Raw genomic sequence first — 15,874 nt, 5'->3', positions numbered from 1 at the left:
CTTCGTACCGGACCTGATCTGGCGCGTCTCACGCCTTCCCGGCATTCCAGGCGGCTACTGACTGCTACCACCCGCTTGCACGGAATGGCTCAGTGAGCAGCACGTGTTCGGCCTCCTCGACCGAGCCGCACACGTGATCGGGCGGGCTCAGTTCCGCCGGCCACGCCTGTCCCCTGCTGATCCAGACGGTGGCGAGCCCCGCCGCGCGGCCACCCTCCACGTCCTGCGCCGGGCTGTCCCCCACAACCCAGCCACCGTCCGACAGTTCCAGACCGCATCCGCGCACCGCGGCCTCGAACAGCTCCCGGGCCGGCTTCCTGACCCCCAGTTCTCCGGACACCGCCCAGGCGTCCACGTGCCGGTCCAGCCCGGTGCGACGAATCTTGCCGAGCTGATTGTCGGCCTGGCCGTTCGTCACGATGGCCATCCGCCAGCTCTGCCGCCGCAGGGCAACCAACGTGTCCAGGACCCCGGGCCGGCAGCTGACCAGCGCCGGCATCCGCCGCCGGTAATCGGCCCACAAGCGATCGACGGGTGCCACGAGACCAAACCGTTCCCGCACCTCACCGAAGAACCGGTCACGCGGCACGAAGCCATCCCCGTCAGTGGCGATCAGCCAGGCGAAGGCGTCAGCCGGCAGGTGCCGCTCCTCGCAGAATCCGGCCGCCCAACGGCGGAACGCCTCATCTCGGTCCACCAACGTGTTGTCGAGATCGAAGAGCACCAGTTTCTGCATGCCCACGAACCCTACAAGCTCACCTGTCCGTCTCCTGCGTCCCGTTGCCGTCGGGCCGCTCGAGGATCCGGAACACCGGGTGGCGAGGTGCGATCTGGCGAAATCTCGACAGCGGCGCCGACGGCGCAAGCCCGAAATGCGGTCTCGCGCCGGGCGCGATGGCGAGGTAGCGACGCAGAATCTCGGCACGACGCTCGGCTGGGACTTCCTCCAGCATGATCGGAATCTCGCGACCTTGACGACAGATAACGGCCCTGCCACCCGCGGCCCGGACGTTGCGCACCCAGTTCGCATCCGGGCCGAGCATCGACACGAGGAATTCGGCACCTTGGTGTTCCGCGACCGCGACCGGGACCGAGGTGACGGCCCCGGTGCGGCGCCCCACCACCTTGAGAACGGCGGTACGGCGCGGTGACAGCCACCGGGATCCGTACACCAGGGCGTCGAGACGGTTCACGAGCCGCATGAATGCGTTGGGCCGTCCGCCTCGATACATCGAGCGCTTGAGCGCGGCGGCCCCGCGTATGACGGCGCGGCCGATGTTCCGCGGCGCCAGGTGCCCGACGATCAGTCCGCCCTTCGCCACAACAGCACGACTGCCGCGAGGCCGGGGAGGCAGGGAAGGAGCTGAAGCCAGCCCAACTGCGGCGCAAGACCGACGTCGCCCGAGGTGTCCTTGGTGGTCACAGCGGCGATCGCGAGGCAGGCCGCGATCGCGAAGATGCCGGTTGCCAAGAGGCGGGCCCAGCCCTTGCCGGCGCGAACCGCCCAGACGGTTCCGAGCCAGCCGACAAGCCCCAGCACCCCTACCGTGGCCAGGATCGCCGTGTACGCGGTGACGGCGTTGTCGATCTCCCCCGGCGCGTAGGTCGGATAGCCCTCCTGGATGTGGTCGGCCAGGACGGTCGTGGTGACAAACGGGGAGACGGCAGCGATCGCCGTGAGCGCGACGCCGACGTACATCGTCACGAGGGCTGCTTGGTTGCCCGGTTTGCTCGCCAGCTTTGTCATGTCGTGAGTCCTTCCGAATTGAGACGGGTTGGCAAAACGGACGCGGTGTCAGGACGCCGTCGGGGACTCTCGCGGCCCGCACGGCCGGGCTGAGACGGTCCGCTTTGCGCACGTCCCGTTAGAGACAGTCACTATCAGCGGAAGCGACTGTAGGTCACTTCCTGCGGAGAGTCAATGCCAGCTGCGAGTCACTGTCTGAAGCGCGTGACCTCCTGATATCCTGGCCGCATGACCGGGCTTCGTGAGCGCTGGCGGATCAAGGCCATGCGCACCATCCAGGAACGCGCTCTCGATCTGTTCGACGAGCGCGGGTTCGGCGCCGTCACGATCGAGGAGATCGCAGCCGCGGCAGAGGTCTCGCCGTCATCGGTCTACCGCTACTTCGGCACGAAGGAGGGACTCCTCGTCGCCGACGAGTTCGACAGCATGAGCCGGGAGATGCTCGAAGACATCCTCGATCCCGGGGACCCGGTCGGCAGCCTGCTCCGAGCCGTCCGCGCGTACGAATCCGTACCGGAGCCAGACCTCGGCCCCGAGGACGCGGAACGAGACTCGCGGGCCGCAAGGAGCCCGTGGCGCAGGGTTCGTTACTTCTTCACCGAACCATCGGTGCGGATGGCTGCCTGCGCCGCACTCGACCGGGCGAGCCAACGGATCGCTCCGCTGATCGCGGCGACCGGAGAGCTGAGCGAGGCACAGGCGCGCGTGACCGCGAACGCCCTCGTATTCGGCTACTTCGCCGCGCTCGAGCAGTGGTACCTCGACGGCGGCGACCGTCCTATCGCCGAGTACGTCGAGGAGGGCATGCGACCGCTACGCGGGATCTGGTCGTCGTCCGACCCCGCGCCTCTCGCCTGACCGCTGCACGCTCCCGGCGGCCCCCGCCGTTCGAAGGCCACCGGGTGCTGCTCCAGCGACGCGGTCGGCGCCCGCTCATCCCGGTGCGGGGGTGTCAGCCGTCGCGCCTTCGATGCTTGCGATGTGGCGCACCGGCGAGGCGAACAGCCACAGTACGGCGAGGACCCCGCCGAGGCCCGCGACCACCAGTGTCGGGCGCAGGCCGATGGTGGTGCCCAACCAGCCGCCGACCAGGGCCCCGAGCGGCCTGATCCCGTAGTTGACGGCGCTGTACGCGCCCGCCCGCCGTCCCCGCGCATCGTCGGGAGTGACCGAGGTGAGCAGGGCGTTGAGGTTGACGTCCATCAGCATCACACCGATGCTGGAGACCATTTCGATGGCGGCGAGCGCCGCGATCCGGGCCCAGGTCGGGCCGGACACGAACGCGGTCAGCGCCAAGGGTGCGGGAAAGAGAATCACGCCGATCATCGCGGTGCGGCCCAGCCCGATGGCGCGGGAGAGCCGAGGTGCGAGTGCCGCACCAGCCAGCCCACCCACCGCACCGACGCCGAACGCGATGCCGATGGCGCCGGCCGACAGATCAAGGCCACGGCTGGCGTACAGCACGAGCAGCGCGTTGGCGATGAACGTGAAGAAGTTGACCGTACTCGTGCAGCCGAGAGCGGCGCGCATCACCGGATGCCGCAGCACCAGGACGAGCCCGTCCCGGACCAGACCGAGCGTCGATGACCGGGATGGCGCCGGCCGGGCCTCGGTCACCGGGATCCGGCCGATCAACAGCGCGGAGCCGAGGAAGGACACCACGTCGACGAGGATCGCGACCGGGGCGGTCAGCGCCTGGACCAGACCGCCGCCGACGGCCGGACCGGCCACGAACGAGGCCGCCCTGCTCAGGCTCAACTTGCTGTTCGCCTCCACGTAGGCCGACGCTGGGACCAGCGCGACGAAGAACGCCTGGCGCGCCATCCCGAACAGCACCGCACCGGCCCCGGTGAGCAGGGCCACCAGATAGAGCTGAGTCAGCGTGACCGCGTCCAACAGGTAGGCCACCGGAAGGCTGAACAGCACCGCCGCACGGAGCAGGTCGGCCACGATCAGCAGGCGACGCTTGCGGGTCCGCTGATCCACCCACGCGCCGACGAACATGCCCAGCAGGTTGGGCAGCCAGATCAAGGCGGTGAGAATGCTGACCTGTGCGGGCGTCGCGGCGAGGACGGTGACAGCGATCAGCGGCAGGGCCAGCTCGCTGATCCGGTCGCCGAACTGGGAGATGGTTTCGCCGATCCAGAACGTCCGAAACCGTCGATTGTCGCGTAGGGCCGGCAGGGGCGCGGTGCTGGTGGTGGTGGTGGTGGTCATGACGCCGCCGGGTCGTCGCCGGGCTCGGGCAGCAGATACCGCAGCATCCGGACGACCTGCGCACCCTCCGGCACCGGGCCGCCCTTGCGCCGCACGTACGGCGCGAGCAGCGCCTCGATCGCTTCTTCGAGCCGCCGCAACTCGTCGGCGGTGACGACGAACCGGGTGTCGGCCATCCCCGCCAGCGCTCGCCACTCCGGACCCAGCCGAGGCTCGTCCCGCAGCGACCACTGCAGGGGTGCCTCCGCGGATCGGGCGAACATCTCGGCGAGCAGTTGCCGCGCCGCGTCCCGACCCTCCGCGTCGTCGGGCGTGGTGAAGCGGAAGCCCTTGGCTGCCGCCTGCCACCACCGCTCCCGCTTGTTCGTCGCCCCGTCCCAGTCGGTGACGAGGCCGAAGGAGGCGAGGTGCCGCAGGTGCCAGCTGACGACCGACGGTGTGGCACCGACGTGCGGTGCGAGTTGGGTGGCCGTGGCGGGGCCGTGTCGCTGCAACCGATCGAGCAGGGCCAGCCGTACCGGATGAGCCAACGCCCGCAGCGCCTGCGGAGCGGTCAGCTCCACATCACCGTACGGATTCGTGAGAGACATGTTTCGAAAGTAGTCTCTCACGTTGATGGCCGCAACCCCGCCGTCACGCGAAACCTCGCCGTCCAGATGCCGGCCCCGTTGGCCTAGCTGGTGTCGTTCGTTCTCACATGCCGATGGCCCCGTCGATCCGCTCGCGGAGCAGGTCGGCGTGCCCGTTGTGCCGGGCGTACTCCTCGATCATGTGGATGAGCACCCAGCGCAGTGAGACGACGCCGCGCCAGGTGTCGCGTCCTTCGATGTCAAGATCTTGCGCCTCGCTGACCAGCTGATCCGCGAACGCAACCTCGGCGTGCCAGGCCTGCCATGCTGCCCCGACGGCCGCCGAGTCGGACACCGCGCCGTCGAAGTCGCCGTCCGGATCGGTCTCCGAGGAGAATCGAGGTGGTGCGTCCTGGCCGGCCAGAACCTGCCGGAACCAGCGGCGTTCGACGTCGGCAAGGTGCCGGACCAACCCCAGCAACGACAGAGTCGACGGCGGCACAGAGCGGCGGGCCAGTTCCGTCTGCACATCTGCGCATTTCAGCGTCAGGGTCGCGCGCTGGGCCCGTAGCAGGTCCAGCAGCATCGGTCGCTCGTCGCCGGTGGCGGGAGTACTGAACCGGCGATCGTCGGCGGCGGGAAAGAGCCCTGCCCTCCTTTCCTCCTCGCCCGTCCGTTCCACGAGCGGTTCCGGCCCAGCGGCATAGCGGGTGATCAGGTCGCCTCTGGCGCGACCCTGGCCCTGCCGGATCCGCCGCTCGGCGTGACGTCGGGCTGCGGCGGCCGGGGTGGAGCCGGTGGTGCGGGCGGCGCCCACGATGCCGGCCAGCGTGTCGGCGATGCCCCGCACCCGGGCGGTGGCCTGCGCCGATGTCTCGTGGTGCAGTTCGACGGCGGTCGCGTGGATGATGCCACCGGCACTGACGACGACGTCCGGTGCCCACAGAATGCCCCGCTCGTGCAGCAGGTCCGCGGTGGCCGGGACATCGAGTTGATTGTTGGCCGGGCCGGCGATCGCCGCGCAGCGCAGCGCCGGCACCGACTGCGCGGTGAGCAGGCCGCCGAGGGCGGCGGGGACCAGGACGTCCACTTCGGCCGTGAGGCAGTTCTGCGGGCCGGTCCAGGTGGCGCCGTGCCGGTCGGCGAGTTCCCGCTTGGCGTCGTCGATGTCGCTGACCACAAGCGTGGCGCCGGCGCCGGCGAGCATGCGGACCAGGTGCCCGCCGACGCGGCCGAGTCCGAGAACGGCGAAACTGCGTGCGGACAGGTCGGGTGAGCCGAACCGCTGCGTGCACACCGCGTGCAGGGCGGCCAGCACGCCGACCGCGGTGTGCTGGGAAGAATCTCCGCTGCCGCCAGCCGCTGCCGGCCGGCAGAACGCGTACGGGGTGCGTTCGGCGATCGTGACCATGTCATCCGGACCGGTGCCCACATCGGGCCCGATGGCGTAGGCGCCGTCGAGCGTGGCGATCACATCGCCCACGTCGTGCAGCAGGCTGCGGCGGGCGTCCGCGTCGAGGACGTGGCCCGGTGGAAGGGCGACGACGGTCTTGCCGCCGCCGTTCGGCAGGCCGGCCAGCGCGCACTTGTCCGACATGGCAGCGGAGAGCCGCAGCGCGTCGTCGAAGCCGCCGCGCCAGTGCGGGTAGTGGGCCAGCCGACAGCCGCCGATGGCTTGGCCGAGCGCGGTGGAGTGCACCGCGACGATGATCGGCAGCCCGGAACGAGGACCCTGCCGCATGACGACGCGTTCGTGGATCAACTCGCCGGTCCCGCCGACGGCTTCTGTGGCCATGGTGACTCCCCGTTGATCGGCCGCTTGGTGGCACCCGACCGTAGCCAAGCAGCCGGTGTCGACCCGTCAGTTCCGAACGATGTTCGGGCAGCGGGGAGAATCCCGTTCGTGGACGAACTTGATTCGGCGATCGTGGCCCAATTACAGACACATGCGCGGCAGACCAACCGCGAACTGGCCCGGGCGGTCGGCATCGCCCCGTCGACCTGCCTGCAACGGGTCCGGGCATTGCGGGACCGCGGGGTGATCACCGGGTATCACGCCGAGATCAGTCTCGCCGCGCTCAACCGCGGCGTCCAGGCGCTGCTGCACGTGCAGGTCCGGCCGCTCAGCCGCACCGTGATCGAGGGCTTCAAGGCGTACGCGTTGGCTCTGCCCGAGGTCCTGTCGGTGTTCGTCGTGGCCGGCGCCGACGACTTTCTGGTCCACGTCGCCGTGCCCAGCGTGGACGGCCTGCGCGGGTTCCTCATGGACAAGTTCAGCGGGCGCCGCGAGATCGTTGGGTTCCGCAGCTCGGTGATCTACCAGCACGCCCGTAAACCGGTCATCGAGCCGATCGACCCGTGACATCGGCCGCGCGTTCACGCCGCAATCGGCGCCGTGTCTGCCGGCGCGCAGCTGCCGAACCAGATGGAGTGGCTAATATCCCGTGCGGCGTCCGGCAGGCCGCGACGGTGGCCGCTGGTGACACCGCGTGCGGCACAACAAGGAGGTGGCGGTATGACGACGATGGAAGGCGCCTTTCTGATCGCCGGCCTGGTATGCGGGGCAACGTGCCTCCTGTTCCTGCGCCGAGTGCTGATCACCGTCCACCTGGTGCTACGTGGTGAACGGGCCCAGGGCTGGTGCGCGAAGCGCCAGATCATCCACAGTGCCAACGCGGGCTCGGCGATCGGCAACTCTCGCACCGAGTTCACCTTCGCCTTTCGCACGTCCGCCGGCGAGACCGTCGAGTTCAAGGATCGGCCGGGCGCCTTCGGTTACGAGGAGGGCGCAGCGGTACGGGTCTGCTACGACCCCGCGCGCCCGCACAAGCGGGCCACCATCGCGGGGCCGGACACCTGGGGCCCGGTGTACGTACGACTCTTCGTCGCCCTGCCGATGGCACTGGTGTCCTATGTGGCCTTGACCACTCTGGCGCGCGAATGGGGCATTATCGCCAGGTATTGATGATCAATCCCGCGCATCCGGCCTGATTGGGATGTCAAGAATGCCGAGGAAGGCGGTCGCTGCCGGCGTACGGCTGTAGCCACTCCAGATGGCGTATTCGATGCGGGTCGCCGCGTCCGTGACCTCGATGGTGACGACGCCGGTGAGCCGAGGCGTGTAGGCGGCGGGGAGCATGGCCACGCCGAGGTTCTGCCCCACGAGTCGATCGATGAAGTCCGCGCTGGTCACTTCGAAGGCGACGTCGCGGCTGAGACCAGCGGCCGCGAAGGCCTGGTCGGACTGGGCACGTCCGGCGGTTCCGGCCGGCAGGTCGACGAATGTCTCGGAAGACAGCCTGCGAAGGTCGACCGCCGGTTCGTCGGCGAGTGGGTGGTCCGGGGCGACCACGGCGACGAGTCGATCACGGGCGAGTTCGTGTGCGGCGACACCTTGGGGTCGCGCGGTGATCGGCAGCCCGAGGAAGGCCACGTCGATGCTTCCTTGCTTGACCTGTGCGAGGAGTTCCTCGCTCGCGCCCACCCGCAGGCTGATGCGTACGTGCGGGTACTGCTGGCGGAAGTCCCGCAGCGCGGCCGGGACGTCGACTGCGGCGACGGTGGGGATCAGGCCCACGGCGAGCCGTCCGCGTACCTCTCCGACCGCTGCGGCGGCCTCGGCGGCTGCGCGCTCGGCGGCGTCCAGGCACTGTCGGGCGGCCGGGAGGAACGCTTCGCCGGCGGGCGTCAGCCGCACCCGGCGGCTGGTGCGCTCGAAGAGCCTCGCACCGAGCTCCCGCTCCAGTCGCGCGATCTGGTGGCTGAGGGCGGACTGGACCACGAGACATCGTTCGGCCGCCCGGGTGAAGCTGTTCGTCTCGGCCACGGCGACGACGTAGCGCATCTGCTGGAGCTCCACCGATCCATCTTGTACTGAGATCGTTGAGGTGACAAACATGTGTTGGACTCATTGATCGCCACCAGGTGAGACTGCCAGCGTGACCAATCCAACAGCACAGAGTGTTGTCGGCGGAGCCGACAGTGTCCGCCCCGGGAATCTGCCTCGCATCGCCCTGACGGCGCTCGCTCCCGCGGTGTGGGGCACGACCTACATCGTCACCACCGAACTTCTCCCCCAGGGGCACCCGCTGTTCGCGGGACTCCTGCGTGCGCTGCCCGCCGGACTGATCGCGCTGGCGATCACCCGGACGCTTCCGCAGGGGGCGTGGTGGGGGAAAGCCGCCGTACTCGGCGTGCTGAACATCGGACTGTTCCTGCCGCTGCTGTTCGTCGCGGCCGAACGTCTGCCGGGAGGTGTTGCCGCAACCCTGGCGGCGGGACAGCCGCTCGTCGTCGCCGTCCTGGCCGTAACCGTGCTCCACGAGCACCTTTCCGCCTGGCGCCTCTGCTGGGGGGTGGCAGGCGTCGTCGGCGTCGGTCTGGTGGTGATCGGGCCGCATGCGGCGCTCGACCTCGTCGGGATCGCGGCGGGCCTTGCCGGCGCCGCCACGATGGCGCTCGGCGTGACCCTCACCAAACGCTGGGGACGGCCCGCCGGGGCCAGTCCGACCGCCTTTGCCGGCTGGCAACTCACCGCGGGAGGCGTGTTCCTGGCGCCGGTCACCTACCTTGTCGAGGGGGCACCGCCCGCGATCGATCCGGGCGCCGCCCTCGGCTACCTCTGGCTCGGTCTGGTCGGCGGCCTGCTCACCTACGTCCTGTGGTTCCGCGGCATCACCACCTTGCCGGTCACCTCTGTCGCGGTTCTCGGCCTGCTCTCGCCGCTGGTCGCCGCCGTTCTCGGCGCCACCCTGCTCGGCCAGACGCTCGGCCCGATCCAACTCGTGGGGTTCGCACTCTCACTCGCCGCGATCGTCGCGGGACAGGCTCCCACCCCCGGCCGCGCGCGGAAGGGCGCGGCGGACATCGCGGGCGGCCCGCCGGAGGGCCTCCCACCAGGTCGCCTCGGCCCGATGCCGGCCGCTACGCCACAGTCGCGAGTCCTCGCTTGAGCAACGCGTCCCCAAGGGGCGTGAGCGTGTGCAGCACCGCCTTTCCGACGCGGCCGGTGCGAATCAGCCCGGCGCTGCGTAGTACCGCGGTGTGCTGGCTGATCGACGCGGCGCTGACCCCGACCCGACGGGCCAGTTCGGTGGTGCTGCTGCCCTCGCCGATGGACTCCAGCACCGCGGTGCGGGTGTCGCCGATCAGCGGAGCCAGCGAGATGCGCGGTGCGGGCGCCGCGGCGGACACGGGCACGCTGTGCTCGACCGGATACACCAGCACCTGCGGCAGGGCGCTGTCGTGCAGGAAGTCCGGGGTGCTCATCGAGATGAACGACGGGACCAGCACCAGACCCCGGCCGTTGAGGTGTACGTCCTGCTCCTGTTGCACGTCGACCGACAGGACCGGCGACGACCACCGCATCATCGGCAGGTAACTGCTCAGCAGCCCTTCGGTGCCGCCGTCCAGGTAGGCCCGGGCGCGCCGGGCACGGTCGGCGTCGATGTGGGCCTGTGCCTGCTGCCAGTACGGTTCGACGGCGGAGCGGAAGTGTCCGCGTATCGCGTCAGCAAGCCGCTGCACGGTCTCCCGGTCGCCGTCGGCGAGTTGCCTGGTCCACGACGGCAGTCGGTGCCGGCCGGCCAGAATGCCGAGCTCGGCGCGGAATCGGGAGCGCGGCGTGCTGAGCAACGCCTCGATTCCGGCGTCCAGCCCGAACTGGCCTTCGCTGGGCGTCAGGAAGTCCGGGAAGTATCCGCCGGGCACCAGGGCGCGCAGCATCGCCAGGTCTTCCGGGGAACAGGCCAGCGCGACGGCTCGGCGCCACTCGTGGAAGACGAGCGACGGACCACGCTCCTGCAGGCGGAAGATGCTGAACACCGTCTCCCACATGGGATCAGGTTCCGGCAGCACCCGTACCCGGCCGAGATCCTCGGCGGTGAAGTGGATCCGCAGCACGGCGGCCCGCCCTCCGTTGTGCTCGCTATATTGATGTTGGTCACGCTAATCGGCGCCGGACCCGCTTGGCAACCGGTCACCACGGCAAGAGGTTTAACGCTCGCCTTGAAGGTGTGGCCCGCCCGTGCCGGGCCGCTTGAAGATGACCTTCGCAGGCTTCGCCAAGATCCCGGGACGGACGAGTAGAGGGAGATCCGATGCGTGTCAAGAAGGCCTTCGCGGCACTGATCACCACCTGCGCGGTGGCGTTCACCGTGGCGATCGCTCCGACGCCGGCCCAGGCCGACTCCTGGCCGCAGTGGAACGTCTGGTACATCAGCGTGTTCAAGCCCACGAGCGGTCTTCCCACGATGGTGATGGACGTGACGAACGGGTCGTCGGCCAACATGACGCCGGTGCAGCTGTGGGAGCTTCGCACCTCGGGGAACACCCTGAACCAACAGTGGCTGGTGCGGTCGAAGCAGATCGACGCGAGCGGCAACTACGGTTACGAGATCGTCAACCGGGGCTCCGGCAAATGCCTCGACCGCCGGTCCGATCTGGGGCTCGGCAACGGCAACGCCGTGCAGCAGTACGACTGCACCGGAGCGTCGAACCAGATCTGGTGGCCGGCCGCGGTCGGCACCAGCAACTGGGTCATGTTGAAGAACGGCGCCGACCGCCGTTGTCTCGACGTCCGAGACGTCAGGTACGCCAACGGCGCGCCACTGCAGGTCTGGGACTGCAGCGGCAACTGGAACCAGCGCTGGAACATCTACTGACCCGAAAGGAACACCGCCGCGATTCTCGCAGAGTTGCGGCGGTGTTCGCCGGCGGCGACGCCGGGCCGGTGACGGGGTCAAGGCCGCTTCGTCGTGAGACCGGTGCACCGCTTCGCCGTGGCGATCTTGTCCTCGATCCGCTCCCGGGCCGCGCCGGAAACGAGCACGGGCTGCCCGGTGCCCGACACCGTCGCCGGCAGGAACTCGTTGCGTATCACCGTCCGGCCCCGCACGGTCAGCCGCAGGACCCCGGAGTCGGTGCTGTGCGACTCGCTGTACCAGAGGAAGTTGCCGAGCCCGTAGTGCACGTAGGTCTTACCCAGCCAACCGTCGGCGAGCAGGGTGTGCGCGTGGGTGCCGAGCACGATGTCCGCTCCGGCGGCGGCCACCTGGCGGGCGAACGTCTTCATCTCCCCTGTCGGGCAGGAGTTGCCCTCGACGCCCCAGTGCATGAAGACGATCACCAGGTCGGCCTGATCGCGGGCTGCTCGCACGGCGGCCACGGCCCGGGCCTCGTCGAACGCCATCGCGATTCCCGGCCGGGTTTCGGTCGCTTTCCACTGGGCGGCCAGCTCGTGCACCTGCGACATCCCCAGCACCGCGATCCGCACACCCTTCACGGTGCTCAGCCACGGTGCGTACGCCGCGTCGACGTCGCGGCCCGCGCCGAACACCGGGAAGTTCGCGTCCGCCGCCGCGTCGAGGGTGTCCAGCAGCCCCACCTGGCCGTAGTCGAGGGAATGGTTGTTGGCGATCGACGCCGCGTCGATCCCCGCCGCGCGGAGCGCCGGGTACGCGGTCGCCGGCGATCGGAACTGAAAGCGTTTGGGCTGCGGGGTGCCGCGGTCCGTCACCGACGTCTCAAGGTTGACCAAGGTCAGGTCGGCGTCACGTAGCACCGGCGTGATGCGGCCGAATGCGGTCTGTGGGTCGTCGAGCAGACGCCGAGTGCGGCCCGTGAAGTGCACGTCGCCCGCGAACGCCAGCCGCAGCTCGACCGGCGCAGTCGCGCCCGTCTCGGTGGCGCCCGGCTCGGTGGCGCCCGGCGATGCGGTGGCGTTCGACGTCGTCGCGGCCGGGGACCGCCATTCGGCCGCCGGGCGGTCCGTCCCTTCGGTGGCGCACCCGGCCAATGCCGTCCCGACCGCGAAGGCCGCCACCGTCAGACGCGCCCTGGTGCTGATCACCCGCACAGGATAGTGGCCGAGCCAGGACGTTGGCGCAGCCACGACTCCCACATCGGCGTCGTCGCGTGCCGCGGCTGATCATCCTACCTACGGTTCGTGCGCGGTTTCGGTGACAAATCGCCTGGCCGGCCTGTCGGCGTGCATAAGTCAGGCGGTCCGGGGTAAACCGGCCACCGCGCGCCAGCCCGACGCCAGGGGAAGACGGGGACAGTAATGCCGAACCAGTTTGCGCTCGATGTGACCAAGATCCGGGACGATGCTCGCCGGCGGATGCAGGAAGGACCGGTCACCGCGACGTACGGCGGAGACACCGACCCGGTTCTGGACATTCTCAACCAGGTCGTCGCGACCGAGATCGTGTGCTACCTGCGCTACATCCAGAACTCGATCGCCGCTGCCGGCATCGACCGTGCGCAGGTGGCCGCCGAGTTCAAGGAGCACGCGGCGGAGGAACTGCAGCACGGCCTGCGTGCGGCCGAGCGGATCAATCAACTCGGTGGGGTGCCCGACTTCGACCCCGCCACGCTCGCTCGGCGCGCCCATACCGAATACTCCGCGCCGGCCGCGACGGATCTGGACACCATGCTCCGGGAGAACCTGGTGGCCGAACGTATCGTCATCTCCTCGTACCAGGAGATCATCCGGTGGATCGGCGACTCCGACCCGACCACCCGCCGGCTGATGGAGGACATCCTGGAGGAGGAGGAAGAGCACGCCAACGACCTGACGGATCTGCTCGGCGTCCAGGGCTGACCGCCGTTGCGCGGACGGGCATCAGTTGCCCGTCGTCGCGTCCGCGCCGGCGGGCTCGGCGCTCGCTGTCGTCCCTGCACCCTGTGGTCGCCGCCTACCGTCCGCCTGGAAGCTCGCGGTGAAGAGCAGACCAACCGTGACCACGCCGAGGGTGACGGAGAGCGAGCGCAGGATGCCGATGTGGTTCGCGAGGAAGCCGAGAAGCGGGGGTCCGGCCAGGAAGGCCGTGTAGCCGATGGAGGAGACGACGCTGACGCGGCTGGCTGCGTGGGTCGGGTCGTCGGCTGCCGCGCTGATGCCGAGCGGAAATCCCATCGCGGTGCCCAGTCCCCAGATGATGACACCGACCAGGGCGAACGCCTGGTGTGGGCTGAAGATCGTGATCGCGAGGCCGGACATGGCGAGGACCGCGCTGGCGCGGGTGACGAGTCTCGGGCCGTGTCGGTTGACGAGCGGCGGCCCGAACCATCGGCCGAGGGTCATCGCGGCGACGAACATCGCGAAGCTCAGCGATCCGGCGGCAACCGAGGTGTGGTGGCCCTCGATCATGGCGGACGCGAGCCAGTCGTTGCCGGTGCCCTCGGAGAACGCCATGCTCAACACGAAGACGCCGACAGCGAGGGTGCGTGGCTCGGCCCACGCACGCAGGGCGTTGCGGGTCGGTCGGCTGGCGGACGGCCGGGTGTCCGTGGCCAGGTAGCCGCGGGTGGACAGTGGCAGCGCCACGGCGACGAGGACCGCCACGAAGGCCAGGTGGGCGACGACCGGGATGTGGAGAGCGGCGCAGGCTGCGGCGAGCCCGGCGCCGAGGACGGTTCCAGCGCTCAGGGAGGCATGGAACCGAGACATCATGGACGTGCCGGCCCGCTGCTCGACGGCAGCGGCCTCGACGTTCATGGCCACGTCCCAGATGCCGGTACTGAGTCCGAGAAGCGCGAGTCCGGCAGCCGTGACGGTGACGGCGCCCTGTGCGCCGATGCCGGCCAGGCAGAGCCCGGCGGCGCTGGCCAGACCGGCTACGGCAACGGCGCGGCGGGGACCGATGCGCGCCACGACCGTCCCCGCCGCCAACACCGACATGACCGATCCGATGGGCAGGGCGAGCAGCAACAGTCCCAGCTGTTGCGGGCTCAGCTGAAGCTGGTTCTTGACGCTCGGGATGCGGGCTGCCCAGGTGGCGAAGGCGAAGCCGCTACCGACGAACGCCAGATACACGGCGGCTGTCGCGGCCCGCACCTGCGCGCGGCCGTCGCCCGCCGGCGCGGCCAGCGCCGGCGACCTGTCGGGCGCGCCGAGGGGGGTGCCGGTCATCCCGCCACGTCGCCGGGTACGAGGCGACGGACCGAGTCCCTGATCTTTGCGGGATCGACGGGCCGGGTGGAGAGGGTCGCATGCAGAACGAGCCCTTCGATCAGCGCGTCGAGCGCCTCCGCGGTGTCGGGATCGAAATGTCGCTGCAGCGATCGACGGGTGCTGTCCATCCACTCCTGGGTGATCGTTCGGAGCTGGGGATCGCGTGCCGCCGCGGCGTACAGCTCGTAGGCGAGGATCGCGCTGCGGTGGTTGTCGGCCAGGTCGGCCAGCATCGCATCGACGACCTTCGTGCGGGCGTCGGCTCCCGGTTCGATCTCCACCATCTGCGCGTCGAACTCCGCCGCCGCTGTCTCGGCCAGATGTGTGAAGGCCGCCGCCAGCAGATGCGCGAGGCTGGCGAAGTGGTACGTGACCGACCCCAGCGGCACGTCGGCGGCGGCGGCGACCCGGCGGTGGGTCGTTCCGGCCACACCGCGCTCGGTGATGACGTCCAATGTGACCTCTATCAGGCGCTGGCGCCGATCCGGTTCGTACCGGCGGCGGCTCCTACCAGTGCTCTGCTGCCGGCTGGTCATCCGTCGTGGACCGATCGGATGACACGAGCGGGGTTACCCACGGCGACGACGTCGGCGGGGATGTCCTTCGTGACGACCGCGCCGGCGCCGATCACCGAGTTGTCGCCGATGGTGACACCGGGGCAGATCACGGCCATGCCGCCGATCCACACGTTGTTGCCGATCGTGATCGGCAGAGCCGCCTCCCACTTGGCGCGGCGTGGCTCCGGGTCGATCGGGTGCGTCGGGGTCAGCAGTTGCACGTTCGGGCCCATCAGCACGTCCTCCCCGATGTGAATCTGCGCGACGTCCAGGGCCGTCAACCCGTAGTTGATGAACGTCCGGGCGCCGACCCGGATGTGCCTGCCGTAGTCGACCTGCAGGGGAGGACGGATCTCCACCTCCGCACCGACCGAGCCCAGCAGCTGCTCAAGCAGGGCCCGGCGCCCCGCCGGGTCTCGCGGATCGCTGTCGTTGAACGCCTTCGTCAGCACCATCGCTTGGCGCATCGCCGCGTCCAACTCGGGGTCCGCACCCCGGTAGAGATCGCCGGCGAGCATGCGTTCCCGCATTGAGCGCGAGTCACCGTTAGCAAGATCAAGAGGAGTCATGCGTACGATCGTACAAGCAACGTACGATCGTACACAACGATAGTCGCGGGGTGCGTCGGACTTCCGGCCGAGGCGGCCGGGTCCCTGCTCGCCGTCCGGCGTCAGGTTTCCTGTCGTAGGGCGAGGGCTGGGCACATGGCGATTGCTTTGCGGGCGGTGCTGCCCAGCCATGGTGGGACGGGGGTGTTGGGTAGGGACGGGTATCCGTTCGCGTCGAGGGTGATCAGTTCGGGCGCGAGTTGGGCGCAGAGTCCGTGTCC

General features: G+C 69.6%; 19 protein-coding genes and 1 pseudogene. 6 read left to right on the top strand and 14 right to left on the bottom strand.

Annotated elements, in window-relative coordinates:
- Positions 1-64 precede the first annotated feature (64 nt).
- The 3 genes from ACIRG9_RS31295 to ACIRG9_RS31285 are packed head-to-tail and all read right to left on the bottom strand — an operon-like array spanning position 65 to position 1,747.
- Complete coding sequence (locus ACIRG9_RS31295) at positions 65-736, bottom strand: HAD family hydrolase (RefSeq protein WP_402864058.1); 672 nt, start codon at positions 734-736, stop codon at positions 65-67.
- 19 nt (positions 737-755) lie between these two features.
- Positions 756-1,322, bottom strand: a complete 567-nt coding sequence (locus ACIRG9_RS31290; protein ID WP_402864055.1) for a nitroreductase/quinone reductase family protein — start codon at positions 1,320-1,322, stop codon at positions 756-758.
- The gene (locus ACIRG9_RS31285) at positions 1,304-1,747 is read right to left on the bottom strand and encodes a hypothetical protein (RefSeq protein ID WP_402864052.1); all 444 of its coding nucleotides are present in this window, start codon (positions 1,745-1,747) and stop codon (positions 1,304-1,306) included. The genes ACIRG9_RS31290 and ACIRG9_RS31285 overlap by 19 nt, the downstream gene beginning before the upstream one ends.
- Before the next feature lie 228 nt (positions 1,748-1,975).
- On the opposite strand from ACIRG9_RS31285, the gene ACIRG9_RS31280 reads away from it, so the two are divergent.
- On the top strand, positions 1,976-2,605 hold the full coding sequence (locus ACIRG9_RS31280; RefSeq protein WP_402864049.1) for a TetR/AcrR family transcriptional regulator: 630 nt from the start codon (positions 1,976-1,978) through the stop codon (positions 2,603-2,605).
- A 75-nt stretch (positions 2,606-2,680) separates the two neighbouring features.
- Here the strand turns inward: ACIRG9_RS31280 and ACIRG9_RS31275 are convergent, their stop codons facing one another.
- The 4 genes and pseudogenes from ACIRG9_RS31275 to ACIRG9_RS31260 all read right to left on the bottom strand — a co-directional run.
- Positions 2,681-3,964 (bottom strand): MFS transporter, encoded by a 1,284-nt coding sequence (locus tag ACIRG9_RS31275; RefSeq protein ID WP_402864046.1) that lies wholly within the window; start codon positions 3,962-3,964, stop codon positions 2,681-2,683.
- Positions 3,961-4,554, bottom strand: a complete 594-nt coding sequence (locus ACIRG9_RS31270; RefSeq protein ID WP_402864043.1) for an ArsR/SmtB family transcription factor — start codon at positions 4,552-4,554, stop codon at positions 3,961-3,963. Before ACIRG9_RS31270 ends, ACIRG9_RS31275 begins: the two co-directional genes overlap by 4 nt.
- 103 nt (positions 4,555-4,657) lie before the next feature.
- Positions 4,658-5,215: a DinB family protein gene (locus ACIRG9_RS31265; protein WP_402864064.1), complete on the bottom strand. Its 558-nt coding sequence runs from the start codon at positions 5,213-5,215 to the stop codon at positions 4,658-4,660.
- 228 nt (positions 5,216-5,443) lie between these two features.
- Positions 5,444-6,274 (bottom strand): annotated as a pseudogene (locus tag ACIRG9_RS31260) (Glu/Leu/Phe/Val dehydrogenase dimerization domain-containing protein); the annotation flags it as partial.
- A gap of 162 nt (positions 6,275-6,436) precedes the next feature.
- Here ACIRG9_RS31260 and ACIRG9_RS31255 point away from each other — a divergent pair.
- On the top strand, positions 6,437-6,895 hold the full coding sequence (locus ACIRG9_RS31255; RefSeq protein ID WP_402864040.1) for an Lrp/AsnC family transcriptional regulator: 459 nt from the start codon (positions 6,437-6,439) through the stop codon (positions 6,893-6,895).
- Positions 6,896-7,048: 153 nt separating this feature from the next.
- Complete coding sequence (locus ACIRG9_RS31250; RefSeq protein WP_402864037.1) at positions 7,049-7,498, top strand: DUF3592 domain-containing protein; 450 nt, start codon at positions 7,049-7,051, stop codon at positions 7,496-7,498.
- Between the two features lie 3 nt (positions 7,499-7,501).
- On the opposite strand, the gene ACIRG9_RS31245 is transcribed toward ACIRG9_RS31250, so the two are convergent.
- A complete protein-coding gene (locus tag ACIRG9_RS31245) occupies positions 7,502-8,392 on the bottom strand; it encodes a LysR family transcriptional regulator (protein WP_402864034.1) in 891 nt (296 codons plus the stop codon).
- A gap of 79 nt (positions 8,393-8,471) precedes the next feature.
- On the opposite strand from ACIRG9_RS31245, the gene ACIRG9_RS31240 reads away from it, so the two are divergent.
- Entirely contained in the window at positions 8,472-9,485 is a 1,014-nt protein-coding gene (locus ACIRG9_RS31240) for an EamA family transporter (RefSeq protein WP_402864031.1), read from the top strand.
- Here ACIRG9_RS31240 and ACIRG9_RS31235 read toward each other — a convergent pair.
- Positions 9,457-10,434 (bottom strand): ArsR/SmtB family transcription factor, encoded by a 978-nt coding sequence (locus tag ACIRG9_RS31235; protein ID WP_402864028.1) that lies wholly within the window; start codon positions 10,432-10,434, stop codon positions 9,457-9,459. The two genes, ACIRG9_RS31240 and ACIRG9_RS31235, sit on opposite strands and share 29 nt — an antisense overlap.
- A 197-nt stretch (positions 10,435-10,631) precedes the next feature.
- On the opposite strand from ACIRG9_RS31235, the gene ACIRG9_RS31230 reads away from it, so the two are divergent.
- Entirely contained in the window at positions 10,632-11,195 is a 564-nt protein-coding gene (locus ACIRG9_RS31230; protein WP_402864025.1) for an RICIN domain-containing protein, read from the top strand.
- Between the two features lie 77 nt (positions 11,196-11,272).
- Here the strand turns inward: ACIRG9_RS31230 and ACIRG9_RS31225 are convergent, their stop codons facing one another.
- Positions 11,273-12,382: a CapA family protein gene (locus ACIRG9_RS31225; RefSeq protein WP_402864022.1), complete on the bottom strand. Its 1,110-nt coding sequence runs from the start codon at positions 12,380-12,382 to the stop codon at positions 11,273-11,275.
- A 213-nt stretch (positions 12,383-12,595) separates the two neighbouring features.
- Here ACIRG9_RS31225 and ACIRG9_RS31220 point away from each other — a divergent pair, with 213 nt between their 5' ends.
- Entirely contained in the window at positions 12,596-13,135 is a 540-nt protein-coding gene (locus ACIRG9_RS31220; protein WP_402864019.1) for a ferritin-like domain-containing protein, read from the top strand.
- A gap of 21 nt (positions 13,136-13,156) precedes the next feature.
- On the opposite strand, the gene ACIRG9_RS31215 is transcribed toward ACIRG9_RS31220, so the two are convergent.
- The 4 genes from ACIRG9_RS31215 to ACIRG9_RS31200 form a co-directional block, all read right to left on the bottom strand.
- Positions 13,157-14,446, bottom strand: coding sequence for an MFS transporter (locus ACIRG9_RS31215; protein WP_402864017.1), 1,290 nt, complete (start codon positions 14,444-14,446; stop codon positions 13,157-13,159).
- A complete protein-coding gene (locus ACIRG9_RS31210) occupies positions 14,443-15,024 on the bottom strand; it encodes a TetR/AcrR family transcriptional regulator (RefSeq protein ID WP_402864014.1) in 582 nt (193 codons plus the stop codon). The genes ACIRG9_RS31215 and ACIRG9_RS31210 overlap by 4 nt, the downstream gene beginning before the upstream one ends.
- Positions 15,021-15,614, bottom strand: a complete 594-nt coding sequence (locus tag ACIRG9_RS31205; RefSeq protein ID WP_402864011.1) for a sugar O-acetyltransferase — start codon at positions 15,612-15,614, stop codon at positions 15,021-15,023. The genes ACIRG9_RS31210 and ACIRG9_RS31205 overlap by 4 nt, the downstream gene beginning before the upstream one ends.
- A gap of 101 nt (positions 15,615-15,715) precedes the next feature.
- The coding region (locus tag ACIRG9_RS31200; protein WP_402864061.1) for a ferredoxin at positions 15,716-15,874 on the bottom strand (159 nt) is incomplete at its 5' end.

The organism is Micromonospora sp. NPDC093277 (assembly GCF_044765245.1).
GTDB lineage: Bacteria > Actinomycetota > Actinomycetes > Mycobacteriales > Micromonosporaceae > Micromonospora.
Note: the sequence above shows the minus strand (reverse complement) of the source record. Positions and strands in the feature narration are given on the sequence as shown.

What these genes read in the sequence shown, in the direction of transcription:
- ACIRG9_RS31295 (WP_402864058.1), bottom strand. Translation starts at nt 736, where the DNA reads ATGCAGAAACTGGTGCTCTTCGATCTCGACAACACGTTGGTGGACCGA.
- ACIRG9_RS31285 (WP_402864052.1), bottom strand. Translation starts at nt 1,747, where the DNA reads ATGACAAAGCTGGCGAGCAAACCGGGCAACCAAGCAGCCCTCGTGACG.
- ACIRG9_RS31280 (WP_402864049.1), top strand. Translation starts at nt 1,976, where the DNA reads ATGACCGGGCTTCGTGAGCGCTGGCGGATCAAGGCCATGCGCACCATC.
- ACIRG9_RS31275 (WP_402864046.1), bottom strand. Translation starts at nt 3,964, where the DNA reads ATGACCACCACCACCACCACCAGCACCGCGCCCCTGCCGGCCCTACGC.
- ACIRG9_RS31270 (WP_402864043.1), bottom strand. Translation starts at nt 4,554, where the DNA reads ATGTCTCTCACGAATCCGTACGGTGATGTGGAGCTGACCGCTCCGCAG.
- ACIRG9_RS31250 (WP_402864037.1), top strand. Translation starts at nt 7,049, where the DNA reads ATGACGACGATGGAAGGCGCCTTTCTGATCGCCGGCCTGGTATGCGGG.
- ACIRG9_RS31230 (WP_402864025.1), top strand. Translation starts at nt 10,632, where the DNA reads ATGCGTGTCAAGAAGGCCTTCGCGGCACTGATCACCACCTGCGCGGTG.
- ACIRG9_RS31220 (WP_402864019.1), top strand. Translation starts at nt 12,596, where the DNA reads ATGCCGAACCAGTTTGCGCTCGATGTGACCAAGATCCGGGACGATGCT.
- ACIRG9_RS31215 (WP_402864017.1), bottom strand. Translation starts at nt 14,446, where the DNA reads ATGACCGGCACCCCCCTCGGCGCGCCCGACAGGTCGCCGGCGCTGGCC.
- ACIRG9_RS31210 (WP_402864014.1), bottom strand. Translation starts at nt 15,024, where the DNA reads ATGACCAGCCGGCAGCAGAGCACTGGTAGGAGCCGCCGCCGGTACGAA.
- ACIRG9_RS31205 (WP_402864011.1), bottom strand. Translation starts at nt 15,614, where the DNA reads ATGACTCCTCTTGATCTTGCTAACGGTGACTCGCGCTCAATGCGGGAA.